20 protein-coding genes and 3 pseudogenes are annotated in these 20,049 nt (G+C 71.9%); 9 read left to right on the top strand and 14 right to left on the bottom strand.

Features of this window, described 5'->3' with window-relative positions; genetic code table 11:
- Positions 1–347 precede the first annotated feature (347 nt).
- The 6 genes from rlmB to ACOBQU_RS20965 form a co-directional block, all read right to left on the bottom strand.
- Positions 348–1,289 carry a 23S rRNA (guanosine(2251)-2'-O)-methyltransferase RlmB gene (gene rlmB, locus ACOBQU_RS20990; protein WP_423628855.1) on the bottom strand — a complete coding sequence of 314 codons (942 nt, stop codon included), beginning with the start codon at positions 1,287–1,289 and terminating at the stop codon, positions 348–350.
- A gap of 126 nt (positions 1,290–1,415) precedes the next feature.
- Complete coding sequence (cysS, locus tag ACOBQU_RS20985; RefSeq protein ID WP_423628854.1) at positions 1,416–2,819, bottom strand: cysteine--tRNA ligase; 1,404 nt, start codon at positions 2,817–2,819, stop codon at positions 1,416–1,418.
- 87 nt (positions 2,820–2,906) lie between these two features.
- Positions 2,907–3,311: a PPOX class F420-dependent oxidoreductase gene (locus ACOBQU_RS20980; protein WP_423628853.1), complete on the bottom strand. Its 405-nt coding sequence runs from the start codon at positions 3,309–3,311 to the stop codon at positions 2,907–2,909.
- Between the two features lie 150 nt (positions 3,312–3,461).
- The gene (ispF, locus tag ACOBQU_RS20975; protein WP_423628852.1) at positions 3,462–4,016 is read right to left on the bottom strand and encodes a 2-C-methyl-D-erythritol 2,4-cyclodiphosphate synthase; all 555 of its coding nucleotides are present in this window, start codon (positions 4,014–4,016) and stop codon (positions 3,462–3,464) included.
- Positions 4,006–4,746, bottom strand: a complete 741-nt coding sequence (gene ispD, locus ACOBQU_RS20970; RefSeq protein ID WP_423628851.1) for a 2-C-methyl-D-erythritol 4-phosphate cytidylyltransferase — start codon at positions 4,744–4,746, stop codon at positions 4,006–4,008. The genes ispF and ispD overlap by 11 nt, the downstream gene beginning before the upstream one ends.
- 460 nt (positions 4,747–5,206) lie before the next feature.
- Positions 5,207–5,689, bottom strand: coding sequence for a CarD family transcriptional regulator (locus tag ACOBQU_RS20965; RefSeq protein ID WP_003953493.1), 483 nt, complete (start codon positions 5,687–5,689; stop codon positions 5,207–5,209).
- 921 nt (positions 5,690–6,610) lie between these two features.
- Between ACOBQU_RS20965 and ACOBQU_RS20960 the strand changes: the two genes are divergently transcribed.
- Positions 6,611–7,390: a copper chaperone PCu(A)C gene (locus ACOBQU_RS20960; protein ID WP_423628850.1), complete on the top strand. Its 780-nt coding sequence runs from the start codon at positions 6,611–6,613 to the stop codon at positions 7,388–7,390.
- Positions 7,391–7,467: 77 nt separating this feature from the next.
- On the opposite strand, the gene ACOBQU_RS20955 is transcribed toward ACOBQU_RS20960, so the two are convergent.
- Together ACOBQU_RS20955 and ACOBQU_RS20950 are read right to left on the bottom strand one after the other, a co-directional pair.
- Positions 7,468–8,148, bottom strand: a complete 681-nt coding sequence (locus ACOBQU_RS20955) for a response regulator transcription factor (protein WP_030682312.1) — start codon at positions 8,146–8,148, stop codon at positions 7,468–7,470.
- Positions 8,145–9,409: pseudogene (locus tag ACOBQU_RS20950) on the bottom strand (sensor histidine kinase). The gene ACOBQU_RS20955 and the pseudogene ACOBQU_RS20950 overlap by 4 nt, the downstream one beginning before the upstream one ends.
- A 296-nt stretch (positions 9,410–9,705) precedes the next feature.
- On the opposite strand from ACOBQU_RS20950, the gene phoU reads away from it, so the two are divergent.
- A complete protein-coding gene (gene phoU / locus ACOBQU_RS20945; RefSeq protein ID WP_423628849.1) occupies positions 9,706–10,386 on the top strand; it encodes a phosphate signaling complex protein PhoU in 681 nt (226 codons plus the stop codon).
- Positions 10,387–11,025: 639 nt separating this feature from the next.
- Here phoU and ACOBQU_RS20940 read toward each other — a convergent pair.
- Positions 11,026–11,523 carry a hypothetical protein gene (locus ACOBQU_RS20940; protein WP_423628848.1) on the bottom strand — a complete coding sequence of 166 codons (498 nt, stop codon included), beginning with the start codon at positions 11,521–11,523 and terminating at the stop codon, positions 11,026–11,028.
- Between the two features lie 177 nt (positions 11,524–11,700).
- A pseudogene (locus tag ACOBQU_RS20935) lies at positions 11,701–12,461 on the bottom strand (phosphoglyceromutase).
- A gap of 185 nt (positions 12,462–12,646) precedes the next feature.
- Here ACOBQU_RS20935 and ACOBQU_RS20930 point away from each other — a divergent pair.
- Positions 12,647–13,953 (top strand): annotated as a pseudogene (locus ACOBQU_RS20930) (MDR family MFS transporter).
- 175 nt (positions 13,954–14,128) lie between these two features.
- On the opposite strand, the gene ACOBQU_RS20925 reads toward ACOBQU_RS20930, so the two are convergent.
- The 4 genes from ACOBQU_RS20925 to ACOBQU_RS20910 all read right to left on the bottom strand — a co-directional run bounded on the left by ACOBQU_RS20925 (position 14,129) and on the right by ACOBQU_RS20910 (position 16,257).
- Complete coding sequence (locus ACOBQU_RS20925; RefSeq protein WP_423628847.1) at positions 14,129–14,602, bottom strand: hypothetical protein; 474 nt, start codon at positions 14,600–14,602, stop codon at positions 14,129–14,131.
- Between the two features lie 10 nt (positions 14,603–14,612).
- Entirely contained in the window at positions 14,613–14,879 is a 267-nt protein-coding gene (locus ACOBQU_RS20920; RefSeq protein ID WP_423628846.1) for a hypothetical protein, read from the bottom strand.
- Positions 14,880–15,185: 306 nt separating this feature from the next.
- Entirely contained in the window at positions 15,186–15,383 is a 198-nt protein-coding gene (locus tag ACOBQU_RS20915) for a DUF397 domain-containing protein (RefSeq protein WP_423628845.1), read from the bottom strand.
- Positions 15,367–16,257 carry a helix-turn-helix domain-containing protein gene (locus ACOBQU_RS20910; protein ID WP_423628844.1) on the bottom strand — a complete coding sequence of 297 codons (891 nt, stop codon included), beginning with the start codon at positions 16,255–16,257 and terminating at the stop codon, positions 15,367–15,369. The genes ACOBQU_RS20915 and ACOBQU_RS20910 overlap by 17 nt, the downstream gene beginning before the upstream one ends.
- 241 nt (positions 16,258–16,498) lie before the next feature.
- Here ACOBQU_RS20910 and ACOBQU_RS20905 point away from each other — a divergent pair, with 241 nt between their 5' ends.
- From ACOBQU_RS20905 to ACOBQU_RS20880, 6 genes are all read left to right on the top strand, one after another.
- A complete protein-coding gene (locus tag ACOBQU_RS20905; protein ID WP_423628843.1) occupies positions 16,499–16,663 on the top strand; it encodes a hypothetical protein in 165 nt (54 codons plus the stop codon).
- A gap of 11 nt (positions 16,664–16,674) precedes the next feature.
- Entirely contained in the window at positions 16,675–17,130 is a 456-nt protein-coding gene (locus ACOBQU_RS20900; RefSeq protein WP_423628842.1) for a hypothetical protein, read from the top strand.
- Positions 17,131–17,294: 164 nt separating this feature from the next.
- Positions 17,295–18,200: a radical SAM protein gene (locus ACOBQU_RS20895; protein WP_423628841.1), complete on the top strand. Its 906-nt coding sequence runs from the start codon at positions 17,295–17,297 to the stop codon at positions 18,198–18,200.
- Positions 18,201–18,337: 137 nt separating this feature from the next.
- Positions 18,338–19,333 (top strand): methyltransferase domain-containing protein, encoded by a 996-nt coding sequence (locus ACOBQU_RS20890; RefSeq protein ID WP_423628840.1) that lies wholly within the window; start codon positions 18,338–18,340, stop codon positions 19,331–19,333.
- A 170-nt stretch (positions 19,334–19,503) separates the two neighbouring features.
- Entirely contained in the window at positions 19,504–19,752 is a 249-nt protein-coding gene (locus ACOBQU_RS20885; RefSeq protein WP_423628839.1) for a hypothetical protein, read from the top strand.
- Between the two features lie 65 nt (positions 19,753–19,817).
- A complete protein-coding gene (locus ACOBQU_RS20880) occupies positions 19,818–20,009 on the top strand; it encodes a hypothetical protein (protein WP_423634619.1) in 192 nt (63 codons plus the stop codon).
- Positions 20,010–20,049 lie beyond the last annotated feature (40 nt).

Raw genomic sequence — 20,049 nt, 5'->3', positions numbered from 1 at the left:
CCCACCCACCCGCCCACCCCTCGCGCTGACGCGCTTGTCCTCAAACGCCGGACAGGCTGGAAGCCCCGCGTCCTCGCCGTCGTCGACTTCCCGTGATCCACCGCTACCGCGGCGGATGTTCCCCGCCCACCCGCCCCCTCCGGGGCGGGTGGGGAAAACAAGCCCGTCCGGCGTTTGAGGACGAGCCGCGGAGCGGCAACAGCGGGGGTCCGGGGGCGGAGCCCCTGGGAGGACAGAGCCCGCCCGGCGTTTGAGGGCGAGGCGCGGAGCGCCGATGAGGGGCGGGGTGCCAGGGGCAGCCGCCCCTGGTTCGGGAAGGGGCGGGTCTGGGGCGCCCCCGCGAGGGATCACCCCCGGCGGCGCGCCGCCTCGTACAGCACAACCCCCGCCGCCACACCAGCGTTGAGCGACTCCGCCCCGCCCGGCATGGGAATCCGCACACGGAAGTCGCAGGTCTCCCCGACGAGCCGCGAGAGCCCCTTGCCCTCGCTGCCGACGACGATGACGACCGGCCCTTCGAGGGCGTCGAGATCCCCGATCTCGGCCTCCCCGTCCGCGGCGAGCCCCACCACCACGATCCCGGCCTTCTGGTACGCCTCGAGCGCCCGCGTCAGATTCGTCGCCCGGGCGACGGGCGTCCGCGCGGCGGTACCGGCGGACGTCTTCCACGCGCCCGCGGTCATCCCCGCGGCCCGCCGCTCCGGCACGACCACGCCGTGGCCGCCGAACGCGGACACGGACCGCACCACGGCGCCCAGGTTCCGCGGGTCGGTGACGCCGTCGAGCGCGACGATCAGCGGGTCCTCGCCCGCGTCGTACGCGGCGGCGGCCAGGTCCTCGGGGTGCGCGTACTCGTACGGCGGCACCTGGAGGACGAGGCCCTGGTGGTTGAGGCCGTTGGTCATGCGGTCCAGCTCGGGCCGCGGCGCCTCCATGAGGTTGATGCCGCCGCGGTCGGCGGCCAGCTTCAGCGCGTCCCGCACCCGCTCGTCGTTGTCGATGAACTGCTGGACGTACAGCGTCGTCGCGGGCACCCCGTCGCGCAGCGCCTCGAAGACCGGGTTGCGCCCGACGACCAGCTCGGCGGAGGACTTGCCGCCGCGGCCCTTGGCCTGCGGACGCCCCTGCGCGCGCCGCGCCCTGGCCTGCGCGGCCCGCTGCTTGGCGTGCCCCTTGCGCATCTCGGCGGGCGGCGTCGGCCCCTTGCCCTCCAGGGCCCGGCGCCGCTTGCCGCCGCTGCCGACCTGCGCGCCCTTCTTGCCGGACATGCGGCGGTTGTTAGCGGCCATGACCTACCTGTTCCTCGGGGGTACGTATGCACGTACGTCAGTACGTACGTCTGTGCGTCTGTGTAATGCAGTGTGCCGCCCGGGTCGCCGGGCGGCACACGGAGCGGCACACTCGGGGCCGCGCCGTCAGCGCTGGCCGAGCGTCCAGCGCGGCCCGCTCGGGCTGTCCTCGATGGCGAGTCCCGCCTGCGTGAGCCGGTCGCGGATGGCGTCGGCGGTGGCCCAGTCCTTGCGGGCCCGGGCCGCCTCGCGCTGTTCGAGGACGAGCCGGACGAGACTGTCGACGACGCCGTTCAGGTCGTCGGCCTCGCCCTCGGCGCCGCCCGCCCAGCGCGGGTCGAGCGGGTCGAGGCCGAGGACGCCGAGCATGGCCCGCACCTCGGCGAGGCGCGCGACGGCGGCCTCCTTGTCGTCGGCGGCGAGCGCGGAGTTGCCCTGCCGGACGGTGGTGTGGACGATCGCGAGCGCCTGCGGGACGCCCAGGTCGTCGTCCATCGCCTCGGCGAACGCGGGCGGCACCTCGGCGGCGGGCTCCACGGAGCCCCCGGCCAGCTCCACCACGCGCTGTGCGAAGCCCTCGATGCGGGCGAACGCCGCCTCGGCCTCGCGCAGGGCGTCCTCGCTGTACTCGATCATCGAGCGGTAGTGCGGGGTGCCCAGGTAGTAGCGCAGGACGATGGGGCGCCAGCGCTTGACCATCTCACTCACGAGCACCGAGTTCCCGAGGGACTTCGACATCTTCTCGCCGCTCATGGTGACCCAGGCGTTGTGCACCCAGTACCGGGCGAACTCGTCGCCGTACGCCTTGGCCTGGGCGATCTCGTTCTCGTGGTGCGGGAAGATCAGGTCGAGGCCGCCGCCGTGGATGTCGAAGGCGGAGCCCAGGTACTTGTGCGCCATGGCCGAGCACTCCAGGTGCCAGCCGGGGCGGCCGGGGCCGAAGGGCGTCTCCCAGGCGGGCTCGCCCGGCTTGGCGGCCTTCCACATGGCGAAGTCGCGCGCGTCGCGCTTGCCGGTGATGCCCTCCTCGGCGGGCTGCTGCATCTTGTCCAGGTCCTGGCGGGACAGCTCCAGGTACCGGGGCCAGGAGCGCACGTCGAAGTAGACGCTGCCGTCGGCCTCGTAGGCGTGCCCGCGCTCGATGAGGCCGCGCATCATCGCGACCATCTCGGTGACGTGGCCGGTGGCGCGGGGCTCGTAGGTGGGCGGCAGGCAGCCGAGGACGTCGTAGCCGTCGTTGAAGGCGCGCTCGTTCTCGTACCCGATGGACCACCAGGGGCGGTCCTGCTCCGCGGACTTCGTGATGATCTTGTCGTCGATGTCCGTGACGTTGCGGATGAACGTCACGTCGTAGCCGCGGTACGTGAACCAGCGGCGCATGATGTCGAAGTTGAGGCCCGAGCGGATGTGCCCGATGTGCGGTGCCGCCTGCACGGTGGCACCACAGAGGTAGATCGAGACGCAGCCCGGGGTGAGGGGCTGGAAGTCACGGATCTGCCGGGCGCTGGTGTCGTACAGGCGAATCGTCACGACTCCAAGGGTAGTGGGCGCCGGGCAGTGCCCCACGCCCCTAGGGGCAACAGGGCACCCAACCGTGACGTGGCCGGGCCGGGGCCCTCAGATCGAGCCGACGACCTTGCGGGGCGTGACCCGGACGACGACGCGGGTGTTGTCGTCGGCGGACCGCGGGTTGAACTCGGCGTACTTCTGCCCCGTGTACTTCAGGGACAGCTCGTCGATCAGCTCCGCGCCGCCCTCCTCGGTGAGGGTGGCGGTGCCGCGGATCTCCGCGTACGAGTACGGGGCGTCGAACGGCTGGAGCAGCACCGTCACGCGCGGGTCCCGGCGCAGGTTCTTCTCCTTGCGCCGCCCGACCGTGGTGGAGAACAGCACGTCGTCCCCGTCCCGCTTCACCCAGACGGGCGAGACCTGGGGGCTGCCGTCCGGCTGGATGGTGGCGACGGTGATGAAGACGGGGGTGTCGAGCAGGGCCTTGAGGTGGTCGGAGAGGGTGGCGGACATCGTGCCTCCTGGTACGGGAGTACGGGGATGGGCGTCTTCCCGGAGCCGAAGTCTTCTCGTACGGGTCGTACGGGCTCCTCCGGTTACGCGTACCCGATCCCCCGTCGCCCGATCAACCGCACCGGGTCCGAACGAGCCGGACCCGGCCGGTCACCCCGTGCGGAGCACCAGCGCCGTGGCGATGCCCGCGAGGCCGTCGCCGCGGCCGGGGAAGCCGAGGCCGTCCGTGGTCGCGCCGGAGACCGTGACCGGCGCCCCGACGGCTTCCGAGAGCACTCGCTGCGCCTCGTCCCGCCGCTTGCCGATCTTGGGGCGGGGGCCGATGACCTGGACGGCGACGTTGCCGATGGTGAACCCGGCGGCCCGCACGACGCGCGCGCTCTCCCGCAGCAGCGTGAGCCCGGAGGCCCCGGCCCACTCGGGCCGCCCGGTGCCGAAGTGGGCGCCGAGGTCGCCGAGCCCGGCGGCGGAGAACAGCGCGTTGCAGGCGGCGTGGGCGACGACGTCGGCGTCGGAGTGCCCGGCGAGCCCGGGCCCCTCGCCCTCCCACTTCAGTCCGGCGCACCACAGCTCGCGGCCCTCTTCGAAGGCGTGGATGTCGGTGCCGATGCCGACCTGGGGCAGCGGGTAGGGCAGCCCGGCGGGGGCCGCGGGGGTCGCTTCGAGGGTCTCCTCGGGGGTCTCCTCTGGGGTCTCAGAAGCCATCGGTGGCCCTCCTGCGTGCCAGGACCGCCTCGGCGAGGACCAGGTCGAGCGGGCGGGTCACCTTGAACGCCTCCTCGTGTCCGGGGACGAGCACCACGGGCAGGCCGAGCTGCTCGACCATGCTGGCGTCGTCGGTGACGTCGTCGGTGACCGTCCGGTGGGCGCGGACCAGGGTGTCGTGGTCGAAGCCCTGGGGCGTCTGCACGGCGCGCAGCCGGGAGCGCTCGGGGGTGGCCACGACGGGTTCGGGCGTCCCGGGCGCCGCGTCCTGGACGGGCGCGACCTCCTTGACGGTGTCGGCGAGCGGCAGCGCGGGCACGACGGCCACCGCTCCGTCGCGCACGGCCTCGATGACGCCGTCGACCGTGTCGACGGGCACCAGCGGGCGGGCCGCGTCGTGCACGAGCACGATGTCGACGCCGGGCGGCAGCGCGTCCAGGCCGAGCTTCACGGACTCCTGCCGGGTGGCGCCGCCGGGCACCACGAGGATGTCCGTGCGCTCGGGCAGCGCGTGGTCGGCGAGCAGGGTCTTGACCTCGGCGGCGCCGTCGGGCGGGGCGACGACCACGACCAGGGACACGGCGCGCGAGGCGGCCATGGCACGCACGGCGTGGATCAGCATGGGGGTGCCGTTGAGGGCACGCAGGGCCTTGGGGGCGCCGGGGCCGAGGCGTACGCCGCGTCCGGCGGCGGGGATCACGGCCGCGGTGCGAGTGGTTGCGTCAGACATCGGTTCCGTTCAGGTTTGTGCGCTCGGTTGACATGGGTATGGCCACACCGTGCCGGGCGCGACGCCTTGACCGGACCCTTCCGTGACATCTGGTCGAGCCAGCTTGCCCGGGCCCGGCACGCCAAAGTACCGGGGGATCTTTCCGCATCCGCGAACCACCGGTGAAGTCCGGGGGACGATCGCTCCTGGGACTCCGGTTCCGTACGGGACGTCGTACGCCGTGGCACGAGCGCGCTCGGCGTCCGAGCACCGCGTACGAAGCGGTCCGGACGCAGCGTACGAAGAGGTCCGGACGCCCGGGGACCTGATCGCATCGCCGACGAAGATGCCGCAGTGCCCGGCGACGCCCCTGGGGGTCGGCGGGCACTGCGGCATTCGGTCATCCCGGAGTCGGCCCGGTCGCGAGCGGGCTCACGCGGAGCGTGGTCCGCGGGCGCCGCACCTCAGGCGGCCGTGCGGGTCAGGACGCGAGGACCTCGTCGAGCAGGGCCTCGGCCTTGTCCTCGTTCGTGTTCTCCGCGAGGGCGAGCTCGCTCACCAGGATCTGGCGGGCCTTGGCGAGCATGCGCTTCTCACCGGCGGACAGTCCGCGCTCACGCTCTCGGCGCCACAGGTCACGGACGACTTCCGCGACCTTGATGACATCGCCGGAGGCGAGCTTCTCGAGATTTGCCTTGTAACGGCGCGACCAGTTCGTGGGCTCTTCGGCGTACGGCGCGCGCAGCACTTCGAAGACCCGGTCAAGGCCGTCCTGACCGACCACATCACGCACACCGACGAACTCCGCATTGTCCGCTGGCACACGTACCGTCAAGTCGCCCTGGGCGACCTTCAGCACCAAGTAGGTCTTGTCCACGCCTTTGATCTGGCGAGTTTCGATGGCCTCGATCAGCGCGGCCCCGTGATGGGGATAGACCACGGTGTCGCCAACCTTGAACGTCATGTGACAGGTACCCCTTCCGTGGCTATCCAGGGTAACACGGATACGGCGTCTTCTGAATGGCGTTTTCGCAGGTCAGGGCATATCTCGGGGCTTGACAACAGCAACAGGAACGTGCTGCGGACGGGTCACGGAAGGGGGTATTCGCAGGTCGGAGCGGCTCTTCGGGGAGGGGGAAACAGGCACGTTACACGCCCCGCGCGAGCGCCCCAAGGGGACGAACGTCCCGGTTTGCCGGGTTCCCGTAGGTGAACTTCCGCTACTCCGTTCGGTGACCGGCGACACGTACCGGCCGACATCGGCACGAAGTCCGCCCCCTCCCCGGGGGCGATTCCAGAATTGATCAAGAAGCGCGCCGAACGCTTCGGTGAACTGTTCGGTGATCGGCGTGGAGATCGGCGTACAGATCGATGTACGGATGGGCGCGCACATCGCGCGCACATCGGTGTGGAGATCGGCCGGAGATCGCCGGGAGATCGGCAGGAGATCTCGCCGAGATCGGCCGGGAGATGTCCCCGCCGAACAGGTCGAACAACTCGGGTGCGCGCGCGGACAACGCACGGAGATCACCCCGAGATCACCCCGAGATCGCCCGGAGATCGCCCGGAGATCACCCCCGTAATGTGGTCGATCGGATACCGGGGCGAAAGGCGGCCCGAAGCGCCTCCCCCGGGGCGGGCGGGGATCGCGGGAAATCGCCGGAAGGCCCCGGCGGGGGTGAGCGAGGGTTTCGGGAGGCGGCGCAGGCGGAGCCGGAGGGGCGCCTTCCCGGGGCGGGGCGCGGGCGCCGGGAGTGGGCCGCGCCCCCTTGGGGGCGGGTCGGGTGCCGCGGCGCGGGAACGGCTCGGTAACCTAAGCGCGCTGACACACCCTTAGGGCACCTGCCCTCCCCGTACCGCCCACGTACAAGGAGTTGCCGCCGCCGTGAGCCGCAGCCTTCGACGCGGCGCCATCGCCGCCACCGCCCTCGCGATCTCGCTCGCCTCGCTCACCGCGTGCGGTGCCGGGAACAACGCCCAGACGATCGAGATCAAGCCGGACAACGCGGCGACCGCCGTCGGCGACATCAAGATCCAGAACGCCATGATCATCACGCAGCCGGACCGCGAGTCGACGGGCCCCGCCGTGGTGTCCGCGACGGTCTTCAACGAGGGCCGCACCGACCAGACCCTGGAGTCGATCGAGGTCGACGGCACGGGCAAGAAGGCCGAGCTGAGCCCCGCCAAGGGCGACCGGCCCGGCAAGAAGGGCAAGGGCGGCGGCCTGGTCATCCCGGCCGGGGGCTCCGTGGTCATCGGCGGCAAGGACAACGCGTCCGCGGTCCTGCCGAGCAGCCGCGAGGCCGTCAAGGACGGCAACGCCCAGCCGGTCACCTTCGCCTTCAGCAAGACCGGCGACGTCAAGCTGAAGACGTTCGTGATCCCGGCCGAGAGCTACTTCGAGAAGTGGGGCCCGACCGAGCTGCCGAAGGCCCCCGACGGCAAGCCCTCCGGCTCCCCGTCCGGGAAGCCCTCCGACAAGGCCTCCGACAAGGCCTCGGGCAAGCCGTCCGACGACGCCTCCGGCGCTCCGTCCGGCAAGCCCTCGGACGGTGCCTCGGACGACGCTTCCGGCGAGCCGTCGGGCGAGGCCGAGGCCCCGGCGGACGGCGCCCGGGCCGACGCGGACGCCTCGCACGGCGCGGAGAGCGGCCAGCAGCACTGACGGGCCGTACAGGACGCGTGAAGGGCGGGAACCCCCGGGGTTCCCGCCCTTCACGCGTGTCCGGGGCCGGGCGCGGTCTACGGCTCGAACTTGTAGCCGAGGCCCCGCACCGTCACCAGGTAGCGCGGCGCCCCCGGGTCCGGCTCGATCTTCGCGCGCAGGCGTTTGACGTGGACGTCGAGCGTCTTGGTGTCGCCCACGTAGTCGGCGCCCCAGACGCGGTCGATGAGCTGCATGCGGGTGAGGACGCGGCCCGCGTTGCGCAGCAGCATCTCCAGGAGGTCGAACTCCTTCAGGGGGAGGTCGACCTTGGAGCCGGACACCGTGACCACGTGGCGGTCGACGTCCATGCGGACCGGGCCCGCCTCCAGGGCCTGCGGGGTGACCTCCTCGGGCTCGCCGCGGCGGCGCAGGACCGCGCGGATGCGGGCGACCAGCTCGCGGGACGAGAAGGGCTTGGTGACGTAGTCGTCGGCTCCTATTTCGAGGCCGACGACCTTGTCGATCTCGCTGTCCTTGGCGGTGACCATGATCACCGGGACGTTGGAGCGGCTGCGCAGCTGGCGGCAGACCTCGGTGCCGGGCAGGCCCGGCAGCATCAGGTCGAGCAGGACGAGGTCGGCGCCGTTGCGCTCGAACTCGTCGAGACCGTCCGGGCCGGTGGCCGCTATCGCGACCTCGAAGCCCTCCTTGCGGAGCATGTACGACAGGGCGTCGCTGAAGGACTCCTCGTCCTCGACGACGAGCACTCGGGTCACGGAAGGACCTCCGGGGCGGCTGGGATGGGTTCGTATGCGGTTGTGACGTCGGGCCTTGCGCCCTGGCGCGCGTCCTCGTCGCCGAGACCGTGCCCGGATCCGCGGTCGCGGGTGGCGCCCGCCTCGGGCAGGCGCAGGGTGAAGGTGGAGCCCTGTCCCTCCGAGCTCCAGACGGTGACCTCCCCGCCGTGCGAGGCGGCCACGTGCTTGACGATGGCGAGGCCGAGGCCGGTGCCGCCGGTCGCCCGGGAGCGGGCCGGGTCGACGCGGTAGAAGCGCTCGAAGATGCGCTCCTTGTCCTTGTCGGAGATGCCGATGCCCTGGTCGGTGACCGCGACCTCGATGAGGTCGCCGCCGGGGGCGGCGACCCGGCGGGCGGCGATGCCGACGCGGGTGCGGGCGGGCGAGTAGTTCACGGCGTTCTCGACGAGGTTGCCGAGGGCGGCGGCGAGCTGCCCCGGTTGCCCCACACGTGCAGTTCGGCGGTGCCGCCCGCGGCCATGGTGATCTGCTTCGTACCCGCCTGGTGGCGGCAGCGGTCCATGGCCTCGGCGACCAGCTCGTCCACGCGGACGGGCTCGGCGTCCTCCAGCGGGTCGTCGTTCTGCACCCGGGAGAGGTCGATCAGCTCCTGCACGAGGTTGGTCAGGCGGGTCGCCTCGGTCTGCATGCGGCCCGCGAAGCGCTCCACGGCCTCGGGGTCGTCCGCGGCGTCCATGACGGCCTCGGAGAGCAGGCTCAGGGCGCCGACCGGGGTCTTCAGCTCGTGGCTCACGTTGGCGACGAAGTCGCGGCGCACGGCCTCGATGCGGCGGGCCTCGGTCAGGTCCTCGACCAGAAGGAGCACCAGGCGGGAGCCGAGCGGGGCCACGCGGGCGGACACGGCGAGGGCGTCGCCGCGGCCGGTGCCGCGGCGCGGCAGGTCCAGCTCGACCTGGCGTATCTCCCCGTCGCGCCGGGTGTCGCGCGCCATCTGGAGCATCGGCTCGACGGCGAGCTTCCCGCCGCGTACGAGTCCGAGGGCGTACGCCGCCGAGCTGGCCTTGACCACGCTGTCCGCCTCGTCGAGGACGACGGCGGAGGAGCGCAGCACGGACAGGACGGTGTCGACGCCGGGCGGCAGCACCGGGTCCATGTGCAGGGAAGTACGAGTGGGGCGTTTCTGGTCGCGTTCGCTCCAGCGGAACGCCAGCATGGCGATGACGCCGGTGCACACCCCGGCGATCGCTGCCGCTGCGGCGACCGCCGCGTTCACGTCCATGTCTTTAGGTTATGCGGGCGCGGAGCACCGGCCACAGCCATCCGGGTGGCCGCGCGGTCAGTCGTCGCCCAGAGTTCACCGAGGGGACGGTGCTGGTTCATTTCGGGTGGTCCGGGCACCCGGGAGCGCGGGACGGGCGAACAAGGGGCGTCGCCCACAGTTCACCTCGGTGACAGGACTGGTTCATTTGCGGTGCCGGAAACGGTCGCGTCCGGGCCGCACCGTGGCAGCGTAGGGGACAGCCCCTGTGCCTTGAGGGGGCCTCCCCCTGTGACGTACGAGAGAGGGACAGTCAGATGCGTGACGCGTACCACGAGGAACTTGACTCGATCGGCGAGGGCCTGGTCGAGATGGCACGCCTCGTCGGGTCGGCGATCGGGCGCGCCACCACGGCCATGCTCGACGCCGACCTGAAGCTGGCCGAGAGCGTGATCGCCGCCGACCAGAAGGTCGACGACCTCCAGCACGACCTGGAGGCCCGCGCGATAGCCCTGCTCGCGCGGCAGCAGCCCGTCGCCACGGACCTGCGCATCGTGGTGACGTCCCTGCGGATGAGCGCGGACCTGGAGCGCTCCGGTGACCTCGCCCAGCACGTGGCGAAGCTGGCGCGGCTGCGCTTCCCGGACTCGCCGGTGCCGCGCGACCTGCACGCGACCATCCTGGAGATGGGCCAGCTCGCGCAGCGCCTGATGGCGAAGGCGGCGGAGGTCATCATCACCAAGGACGTCGACCTCGCGCTCCAGCTGGAGCAGGACGACGACGAGATGGACCTGTTGCACCGCACGCTCTTCCAGCACCTGATGGACGACCGCTGGAAGCACGGCATCGAGACGGCGGTCGACGTGACGCTGCTCGGCCGCTACTACGAGCGGTTCGCCGACCACGCGGTGTCGGTGGCCAAGCGCGTGGTGTACCTGGTCACGGGGGAGCACGCGGACGAGATCCAGCCGGGGGTCACGGCGGTCGAGAGCGCGTAGGCGCGGGCGCCCGGGGGCGGGGGTGGGGCGGAGGCTGCGGGGCGTGTGGGGCGCCGGGGCAGAGGGGGCTGGCCCGCCCGCCGGGGCGCCGCCCGCCAGGACGCCGCCCGTCAGGACGCCGCCCGCCGGGGTGCCGGTGCCGGGCCGGGGCCTGGCCGCCCGCCGGAGTGCCCGGACGCCGAGGCGCCGGGCCGTGCGCCGGAGCCGAGGGCCTGGCCGTGCGCCGGAGCCGAGGGCCTGGCCGTGCGCCGGGGCGTGCGCCGTGGCGCCGAAGCCGGGCGCTGGAGCGCCGGGCCGGGCCGGGGGCCTGGACTGCCCGCCGTGCGCCGGGGCGCCGGTGTCGAGGCCGGGAGCCTGGGGCGCGCGCCGGGGTGCTGGAACGGCGGAGGGGGTGGGGCAGGCGCCCCACCCCCCTGGATCCGGCGGAGTGTCAGCCGCAGCCGCCACCGCACTGGCAGGGGCCGCCCGACTGGCAGCCACAGCTACAGCCGGGGCCGCACTGGCAGCCGTTGGCACAGGTGTCGCGCTCGGGGGGTACGGGCATGGTCTCCTCCTCGAAGGCGTGAGCGAACTGCCTGCTACCCATTCCATGCAGGCGCCAACGGGGCGCGTCAACGGCGCACACGAGCGCGCTCACCCTCATGCACGCCGGGCATCGCCCCTGCCGTCGCTCCCGCCCCGCGCACCGCGCCCGGTCGCCTCCCGGCGGCGGCGCCCCGTCGCCGTACGCGGCATCGCGAGCCACGCGGCCAGCAGGCCCGCGGCGAGCCCGGCCAGGACGGCGAGCCGCGCGGTGGGGTGCTGCTCGGCCCACATGCGGCCGTCCGGGCCCAGGCCGAGCGAGCCGAGCAGTCGGCCGTTGCGGCCGGGGATCAGGCACACCACGGCGAGCGTCGCCACGAGGCCGGTCCCCGTGGCCAGGGCGCACCGCGGCCAGTGCCGCCGCGCGCGGGCCCGGGCCGCCGCCCAGCAGGCGATGACGCCGAACCCGCACAGCGCCCCGAAGACATGACCGGCCACCGGCCCGCCCGCGCCCGCGAGGCGCCACAGCCGGTCCCCGAAGGCGATCGACGCGAGGGCCCCGCCGAGGAAGACGGCCCCGCCGACGACCGTGGCGCGGCGCTCGGATGTGCTCATGACTGACTCATCGATGGCTCAGGGCTGACTCGTGGAGGGCTCAGGGCCGACTCGTGGAGGGCTCAGGTGGACGGCTCACGGGGGGCTCAGGTGGACGGCTCACGGTGGTGGCCCGCGCATGACGACGGCACCGTCGCGCCCCTGGGCGCGACGGTGCCGCGGCCGCCTCGGCGGCGGTTACTTCTTCTTGCCCTGGTTCTTGACCGCCTCGATGGCGGCCTTGGCGGCCTCCGGGTCGAGGTAGGTGCCGCCCGGGTTCAGGGGCTTGAAGGCGGCGTCCAGGTCGTAGGCGAGGGGGATGCCGGTGGGGATGTTCAGGCCCGCGATGTCGGCGTCGGAGATGCCGTCCAGGTGCTTGACCAGGGCGCGCAGGCTGTTGCCGTGGGCGGCGACGAGGACCGTGCGGCCCGCGAGGAGGTCCGGGACGATGCCGTCGTACCAGTACGGGAGCATGCGGACGACGACGTCCTTCAGGCACTCCGTGCGGGGCGCAGCTCCGGCGGGATGGACGCGTAGCGCGGGTCGTCCGACTGGGAGAACTCGGCGCCGTCCTCCAGCGGGGGCGGCGGGGTGTCGTACGAGCGGCGCCACAGCATGAACTGCTCCTCGCCGAACTCGGCGAGGGTCTGGGCCTTGTCCTTGCCCTGGAGCGCGCCGTAGTGGCGCTCGTTCAGGCGCCAGGAGCGGTGGACCGGGATCCAGTGCCGGTCGGCGGCCTCCAGGGCGAGCTGCGCGGTGCGGATCGCGCGCTTCTGGAGGGACGTGTGGACCACGTCGGGGAGGAGACCGGCGTCCTTCAGGAGCTCGCCACCGCGGACCGCCTCCTTCTCGCCCTTCTCGTTGAGGTTGACGTCCACCCAGCCGGTGAACAGGTTCTTCGCGTTCCACTCGCTCTCGCCGTGGCGGAGGAGGATCAGCTTGTACGGTGCGTCGGCCATGCCCACGAGCGTAATGGAACTCCCGTGGGGGCCGCCCCGGGCGCGGGGCCGGGGGCCCGGCCCGGCGGCGATTGACGGTCGGCGTCAATCGAGTGGTCGGCGTCCACCCGCACGCCGTAATTTGTGCTCGTCGCTTTGACACTTACCGAGCCTTGACGCTTACCGCACCACCACGGGGGACCCGCATGCTCACCGCCGCCAGACGCGCCGTCAGAGAATCCGTCTCCGGGCTGCCCCGGCGTTCTGGTGGCTGTGGACCAGCACCCTGGTGAACCGCCTGGGCGCCTTCGTGTCCACGTTCATGGCGATCTACCTCACGTTGGAGCGGGGCTACTCGGCCACGTACGCGGGTCTCGTCGCCGCCCTCCACGGGCTCGGCGGAGTGATCGCGTCCGTCGCCGGGGGCGTGCTCGCCGACCGGCTCGGGCGGCGGCCCACGCTGCTGATCGCGCAGGCGTCGACGGCGGGCACGGTGGCGCTGCTCGGGTTCATGACCCACCCCGTGGCGATCGCGGCGGTGGCCTTCCTCGTGGGCGCCGCCAGCAACGCCTCGCGCCCCGCCGTGCAGGCGATGATGGCGGACATCGTGCCTCCGGAGAGCCGCATCCGGGCCTTCTCGCTGAACTACTGGGCGATCAACCTCGGCTTCGCGATCTCCTCCGCGGGCGCGGGCTTCATCGCCTCGTACAGCTACCGCGCGGGCTTCCTCATCGAGGCCGCCATGACGCTCGTCTGCGCGGTCGTGGTGTTCGTGAAGCTGCCCGAGTCGCGCCCGGAGCGCACGGCCGCCGAGCGGGCGGGCGAGGCGGAGGTCAGCCTCGGCACGGTGCTGCGGGACGGGCGGTTCATGAGCGTGGTCGGCCTGTCCTTCCTGGTCGCCCTGATCTTCCAGCAGGGGTCCATGGGCCTGCCCGTGGCGATGGGCGAGGCGGGCTTCTCGCCCAGCGACTACGGAGTGGCGATCGCCGTCAACGGGGTGATGATCGTCGCGTTGCAGATCCCGGTGACGCGGTTCATCGAGCACCGCGACCCGCAGCGGCTGCTGGTGCTCTCCTCGCTGATCGCCGGGTACGGCTTCGGCCTGACCGCGTTCGCCGGTTCGGTGGGCGTCATCGCGCTGACGGTGTGCGTGTGGACGCTCGCCGAGATCGTCAACGCGCCCACCCAGACGGGCCTGGTGGTGCGCCTCTCGCCGACGCACGGGCGCGGCCGCTACCAGGGCGTGTACGCGATGTCGTGGTCGGTGGCGGCCCTCGTGGCGCCGCTGATGTCCGGGTTCCTCATCGACCGCCTGGGGCCTCAGTGGCTGTGGGGCGGCTGCGCGGTGGTGGGGACGGTCGCGGCGCTCGGGTACTGGGGGCTGATGCGGGGGCTCCCGGCGGCGGAGGTGCCGGGCGAGGGGCCCGCCGAGGCGTCCACGGGGCGGCGGCCGGAGTCCCGTACGGAGAAGACCGGGGCCGAGCCCGAGACCGTGACCGAGGGCAGGGGCTGAACCCGACGGCTGAGGGCAGAGGCTGAGGGCGGCTCGTCCGGTACCGGCACGAGGCGTTCCCGCTCGCCTCGAAGACCGTCCCGCACCACTCAGTTCGGATCACCCGTCCGCGCCGAAGCCCCTCCCGTGGGGCAGGGCGGCGATGACCCTGTCGGCGCCATCCAAGCGTGGGCTCTCAGCGGCTGGCGCCTTCCGGCCACAGGATGCGGACGGGGGTGCCGCAGCGCTCGGCGTAGGCAACCACGTCCGCCGTCCCGCCATATCCCCGCGCCGGTTTTCCGTCCCACACGGCGACCAACTCATCTACCAGGCCGACCAGGATTTCTGATCCGGCCTGGTGCGCCTCGGGCGTCGATGCGGTCATGCCGGTCTCGTGGACGTCAGCCGCGCGGGACAGCAGGACGTCGTACGTCGCGTGGTGCCACTCCGGCAGGTTCTCCCGGTATTCCACCGCGGGCACGACGACCTCAAGTCGGCCGCCGTGCTTGAGCACGGCTTCGGCAAACCAGGCGTCGGGGCCGTCCGCGATGCACGAGACGGCGACCAGCTCGGACGCCTCGTAGCCGCTAACGACCTCGCCCAGCATCGCTCGTATACGCTCCTCAACCTCCGTGCTGAGCCCGCGGTGACCGGTGATCCCCACCCGCATGCCTGTCCTCCTACAGGTAGACGCCGTGGAGGCGCTCGTCGAAGTCCCGCACCGCCTTGGGCGGCGTGGTGGTGGTGAGGGTACGGCGCACAGCCCGGGCCCGCTCTACGATCCGCCCCGACCGGTACTTGAGTCCCGTGTCCCGTGCACGCCCGGCGAGGGCGAACGCGGCATCAACCCGTCCGTCGGCGAGATGCCCGGCAGCGATGTCGAGCACCAGCAGGGCCCGCTGCTTGGCATGCCCTGTGGCCAGGGCTTCGGTGTCCTCGGACAGCACCCACCTGGAGAGACCTAGACGGGCACCGCACGCTACCCGCGCGGCGACAGCCTTCGTCTCGGTGAACGTGAACACCCAGGGCCACGGCGGCGGCCCCTCTCCGACCGCGAGGCCCGCCTCGACGACCTGGAACGCCGCCGCTGGCCCCTCCCGCTGGTCACCGCCCTGGTCGCCGTGATCGGCCTCGCCCTGTCGACCTGGCAGCTTGCCCGCTGAAACAGGCCCCCGGTTCCTGGCACTGCGCCTGGAACCGGGGGCCTGTTCTGCTCTCTCCGTAGGGCGGTACGTCCTCGGACCCGAGGCGAACTAGCTCCGCCTCATCCAGGTGACGAGCGACGACCACGCACCGGAGCTGATCACCACTACCGGCCCGTGACTCTGCTTACTGTCCCTCGCCGCTACCTCGTGCGCCGAAAGGTGCGCCACTTCAAGGCAGTTGCCGTCTGCGTTGCTGTGGCTCGACTTGAACCACACCGCACCCTGTATCTCACCGTTGCTGCTCATGGCTCCCTGCTACCTCATAGATCAGGCGTCGGGACGCCTGCTCGTCAAGCGCCGCTTCCCAGATTCCCTGAAAGGCTGCGTCGTAGCGCTCTACCTCGTTCGGCCTGTCCAGGTACAGACCCCCCGTGTATCCGTCCGCGTAGACAGTCGGCGGCTCCGTTTCGCTCCCGTCACTGTTGCGCGGGAACCGAAGCGTCACGAACGGGCCCGTGATGGCTCCGGGGTGCATGCCCGCATCAAAGGGCACCACCCGGATGTCTACGTTGTCCCGCTCGGACGCCTGCACGAGGCGCGCCATCTGTGTGGCCATCACATCATGTCCACCAACCGTGCGACGCAGCACGGTCTCACTCAGCGCCAGCCGCAGCGTAGGGGGCGCCGCGCTTCGCGTGAGCAGGCCCTGACGCTCGATGCGCAGATTGACGCGAGCTTCTATGTCGTCGGCAGTCATGCCCCCCTTCGTACCGATCACCTCCCGGGCGTAGTCCGCCGTTTGCAAGAGTCCCGGTACGAGGTCACTCTCGTACGTGGTCAGACTCGACGCGGCTTCCTCAAGCCCGATGTAGAGATCGAACCATTCGGGGATCACGTCGCCGTACGCGTGCCACCAGCCGCGCGCCTTTGTCTCCTTGGCCAAGCCCATCAACGCTTCGGTCAGCTCGTCAGAGGCGCCGTAGACGAAGCACATGGCCTTGACGTCGAGGCTGCGCAAGGGCGTTTGCCCTGTCTCGATGCGCCACATCTTCGCCTCCGACCACTCCAACTCACGAGCCGCCGCACGGACCGTCAGCGATGCCTTGTTCCTGAGTTCTCGAAGGCTCCGCCCTAACTGTCGTCGCGGAACGGTCGAGCCGGTCGGCCGATCCTCGGCCATACGCCTCCCCCTTCTGTCCTGTACCCATTTTGAAAGACTTCTCCGCCCACGATGAAAGTGCCAAGTCATGCACCACGGCGCACAGTTCAGCAGTTCGACATCATCGCGGCGAATCATCTCCGTGAAGTCTTGCACGGCGACAGCCCCAGTAGCAGTGTGATGACTTGATCACTGTGTGCGTCAACCCAGGCACGCAGCAGGGACGTTGACGTTCGCCATGGCCATCCGTTGAGGGGTCCGCATGTCGACAGCTCAGGAACCGCCGCCGGAAGTCGCGCCGAAGCCGCCGGTGCCCGACGACCTGAACGCACTGGCCGACGAGTTGGGCAGGCGGATCGAGCGGCACCTCGCCATACTCAGCCGGGAGGGCGAGCAGAGCGGCACCGTCCCCGGGAGCGGGAAGTGACGGCCCCGCCGATGCCCGCTACCGCGCCGCCCCCGGCCGAGCGCCACCTGTGGTGCGAGATCACCGCGGCCGAGGCCGTCGCGCCCGAGCGGGCCCGCGAGTGGCTGGTGCGCGGTTACCTCGCCCCCAGCCCGCGCCTGGCCCTGCGCTGGCTGACGTCCCAGGCTCGGCACCTGGCCGACCACATCGACCCGCCCCTCGACGCCCCATGGGCCCCCCTGCGCGCCATGCGGGTCCTCAAGGAGTACGAGGCCCGACTCGACGCGCCCAGCACCCTGCGGCTGTGGGCCGACCTCGCTTCCGCGCCCCTCGGCATGGAGCGCCACCGGGTCCTCGACACGCTGCGCCGCGGCGCCCTGTACCGCCTCACCGTCACCGACGACACCCTGCGCTACAGCCTCTCCGCCCGCACCCTGCCCCTGCCGACCCGCGGCTACGCCCCCTCGCCCCCCGCCCCCTGCCCGTGACCGTCACGGCTCCCCTTGCCCGGCACCACCGGGCAAGGGGCGGGTCACCAGATCGCGCACCTGCCAAGACGAAGGGACGCAAGGACGCAAGGATCATCGCCGTCGCCCAATGGAACCTGGGGCATGACGGCGGATCAGACTAGCGAGAAAAGGAGAGCGCAGCCGTGACAACCGCAGCGGATCGCCCCGCCACCTCCCCCACCACGACCCTCAACTCGCTCGCGCTGGAACTGACCGGCGGGTGCCAGCTCACCTGCGCTCACTGCCTGTCCAGTTCGAGTCCGCAGGGCACGCACGGCACGATGTCCCTCGTCGACTGGGCACAGGTCATCCAGGACGCGGTGGCCCTAGAGGCCCCGCGCATCCAGCTCATCAGCGGTGAACCGACGCTCCACCCGCACTGGGTCGAGTTGGTCGACCTGGCGTTGAGCCTTGGCCGACAGGTCGAGGTGTTCACCAACCTGTTCCACGTCCGCCCGGCGTGGTGGGAGGTGTTCGCCCGCGACGGCGTGACGCTCGCGACGAGTTACTACAGCGACCGGGCCGCCGAGCACGACCGCCTCACCACTCGCCTCGGCAGTCACGTCCGCACCCGCGCCAACATCGCCGAGGCTCACCGCCGGGGCATCCCGCTACGGGTGGGCATCGTGGAAGTCCTCGACGGGCAGCGCGTGCACGAAGCCCGCGCGGAGATCGACGGCATGGGCATCACCGAGGTCGGCACCGACCGAGTGCGCGCGGTCGGCCGCGCGGCAGGCACGATGCCACCGACGGTGGACGCGCTGTGCGGGCACTGCGGCCGAGGGCACGCGGCGGTACTACCCAACGGTGACCTTGTCCCGTGCGTGATGGCGCGGTTCATGCCGTGCGGCAACGTACGCGAGCGGCGGCTCGCCGACCTCCTCGGTAGCGAGCCATGGCGGCAGGCCGTCGACCGCGTACCGGCCCCGGGGGCACAGGGCTGCAACCCGCCGTGCGAGCCCAACGACTCATGCAAGCCGCACACCCCCGCGTGCCTCCCCAAGTTCACGGCCGCACCGTTCGACGCGTCCCAGGACGGTGCACAATGACCGCGTGGCAGCAGCACGCCGACACGTTGGCACACGAGGTGACACACCCACAGTCCCGGTGGCATCAGGCCGTGCGCTCCACACCCCGGCACCTGTTCGTTCCCCGCTGGTGGGAGTCCGGGCCTGACGGTACGGCCGTGTGGCAAGACGGACCGAGCGACCCGGGACGATGGCTGCGCACCGCCTACAGCGACACCACCCTCGTGACGAAACTCGCGAGGGTGCACGCCGACCGGGCCGACCCCGGCGAGCACCCCCAGTGGCGCCCGACATCGTCGGCGACCCTGCCCTCGCTGGTGGTGCAGATGCTCCGGCACGCCCGCCCCGACGAGGGCATGGACGTGCTCGACGTCGGAACCGGGTCGGGCTACTCCACGGCTCTGCTGTGTCACCGCCTGGGCGACCGGCGCGTGACCACCGTGGACGTCGACCCGTACCTGACCGATGCGGCGCAGGAACGCCTCGCTCAAGCCGGGCACCATCCCGCGGTCGCCACCGTGGACGCCACCGGCGCCCTGCCCGGCACCTACGACCGCATCGTGACCATGGTGTCCGTCCCGCGCGTTCCCGCCTCATGGCTGGCCGCGCTGCGCCCCGGCGGGCGGCTCGTGTGCACCATCAGCGGCTCAGGACTGGTCATCGGTGCGGACAAGACCCCCGACGGCGGCGCCACGGGGCGCGTCGAGCCCCACCAGGCCGGGTTCATGGGAGCCCGGCACGACGACAGCCCCCCGCCCCGCCTCATCGACCAGTTCCCGCACGTCAGGGACCAGGACGGGGACGAGGTCACCACCGGCCGCTATCCCGTGCTCAACATCGACAACGCCTGGGACGTGAAGGCCCAGCTCTTCCTGGCCGCGCCCGGCGTCGAAACGCACTTCACTCAGGAGGGCGACCGGCGAACGGCGTGGCTGCTGCACACAGACGGCTCATGGGCCCGCGCCGAGGGAACACGAGACGCCCGGCCCACCGTGCACCAGAGCGGACCCCGACGCTTGTGGGACACATTGGAACGCATCCGCCACCTGTACAACACAGAAGGCCAGTTGGGCGTCCACGGCTTCCCCGTCCGCATCGAGCCGGACGGCGTGTGCCACATCACCTGGGGGAACTGGACCGTGACCCTCGAATGAAGACACCGCGCCGCCCCTCGAACGCCCACGGCTGAGGCCGACGTCAGGGCAAGGGCTGAGGGCGGCCCGTCTGGCCGCTACCGTGAGATCAGCGTCGGCCCCGCCCCAGGGGCCCGCGCCGGGACCGTCCAGGGACCGTCCAGGGACCCCAGGGAGAGAGTGACCCGACCATGGCCGAACCACTGAAGACGTTCATCGGCGGCGAGGAGGTCGACGTCCCCAACACGATCCCGGACATCCGCGCCGCGCTCCCCGAGGACAAGCGCGCGGAGTTCGACCGGGCCATCAACGAGGCGGGCGTCGACGAGATCCACTCCGTGATGCGGCACTGGATGCTGGAGGCCGTGCCCGACCCCGAGGCGGAGGCGCTGCTCGACCGCCTCGCGGCGGACGAGGCCGAGAGGCGGACCATCGCGTGAGCCGTCACAGGAGGGGGAGCTATCGGATCACGTACGCGCCGCCCGCCGACGACACCCTCGCCAAGATGGGCGACGCCGACCAGTTCCGCGCGGCGATGGCGCGCACCCTGGGGCGCGACCCCTATGGGCACGGGTCGACGGCCGTGGACGACGAGCGGGACCGCCGGGAGGCGACGGTCGGCGGCGCGATCGTCCTCTACTACGTGTCGGGGTCGGTCCTGACGGTGACGGTCGTACGGCTCGTGCCGTTCGGCTAGGGCCGTGGGGGCGGTTAGTCCGGCGGGGCGCCCAGGTCCG

It is taken from the genome of Streptomyces sp. G45, assembly GCF_049542095.1.
Classification (GTDB): Bacteria; Actinomycetota; Actinomycetes; order Streptomycetales; family Streptomycetaceae; genus Streptomyces.
This window is presented reverse-complemented; position numbering and strand designations above follow the sequence as displayed.

What these genes read in the sequence shown, in the direction of transcription:
- rlmB (WP_423628855.1), bottom strand. Translation starts at nt 1,289, where the DNA reads ATGGCCGCTAACAACCGCCGCATGTCCGGCAAGAAGGGCGCGCAGGTC.
- ACOBQU_RS20980 (WP_423628853.1), bottom strand. Translation starts at nt 3,311, where the DNA reads ATGTCCGCCACCCTCTCCGACCACCTCAAGGCCCTGCTCGACACCCCC.
- ispF (WP_423628852.1), bottom strand. Translation starts at nt 4,016, where the DNA reads ATGGCTTCTGAGACCCCAGAGGAGACCCCCGAGGAGACCCTCGAAGCG.
- ispD (WP_423628851.1), bottom strand. Translation starts at nt 4,746, where the DNA reads ATGTCTGACGCAACCACTCGCACCGCGGCCGTGATCCCCGCCGCCGGA.
- ACOBQU_RS20965 (WP_003953493.1), bottom strand. Translation starts at nt 5,689, where the DNA reads ATGACGTTCAAGGTTGGCGACACCGTGGTCTATCCCCATCACGGGGCC.
- phoU (WP_423628849.1), top strand. Translation starts at nt 9,706, where the DNA reads ATGCGTGACGCGTACCACGAGGAACTTGACTCGATCGGCGAGGGCCTG.
- ACOBQU_RS20940 (WP_423628848.1), bottom strand. Translation starts at nt 11,523, where the DNA reads ATGAGCACATCCGAGCGCCGCGCCACGGTCGTCGGCGGGGCCGTCTTC.
- ACOBQU_RS20925 (WP_423628847.1), bottom strand. Translation starts at nt 14,602, where the DNA reads ATGCGGGTGGGGATCACCGGTCACCGCGGGCTCAGCACGGAGGTTGAG.
- ACOBQU_RS20915 (WP_423628845.1), bottom strand. Translation starts at nt 15,383, where the DNA reads ATGAGCAGCAACGGTGAGATACAGGGTGCGGTGTGGTTCAAGTCGAGC.
- ACOBQU_RS20910 (WP_423628844.1), bottom strand. Translation starts at nt 16,257, where the DNA reads ATGGCCGAGGATCGGCCGACCGGCTCGACCGTTCCGCGACGACAGTTA.
- ACOBQU_RS20905 (WP_423628843.1), top strand. Translation starts at nt 16,499, where the DNA reads ATGTCGACAGCTCAGGAACCGCCGCCGGAAGTCGCGCCGAAGCCGCCG.
- ACOBQU_RS20900 (WP_423628842.1), top strand. Translation starts at nt 16,675, where the DNA reads ATGCCCGCTACCGCGCCGCCCCCGGCCGAGCGCCACCTGTGGTGCGAG.
- ACOBQU_RS20885 (WP_423628839.1), top strand. Translation starts at nt 19,504, where the DNA reads ATGGCCGAACCACTGAAGACGTTCATCGGCGGCGAGGAGGTCGACGTC.
- ACOBQU_RS20880 (WP_423634619.1), top strand. Translation starts at nt 19,818, where the DNA reads ATGGGCGACGCCGACCAGTTCCGCGCGGCGATGGCGCGCACCCTGGGG.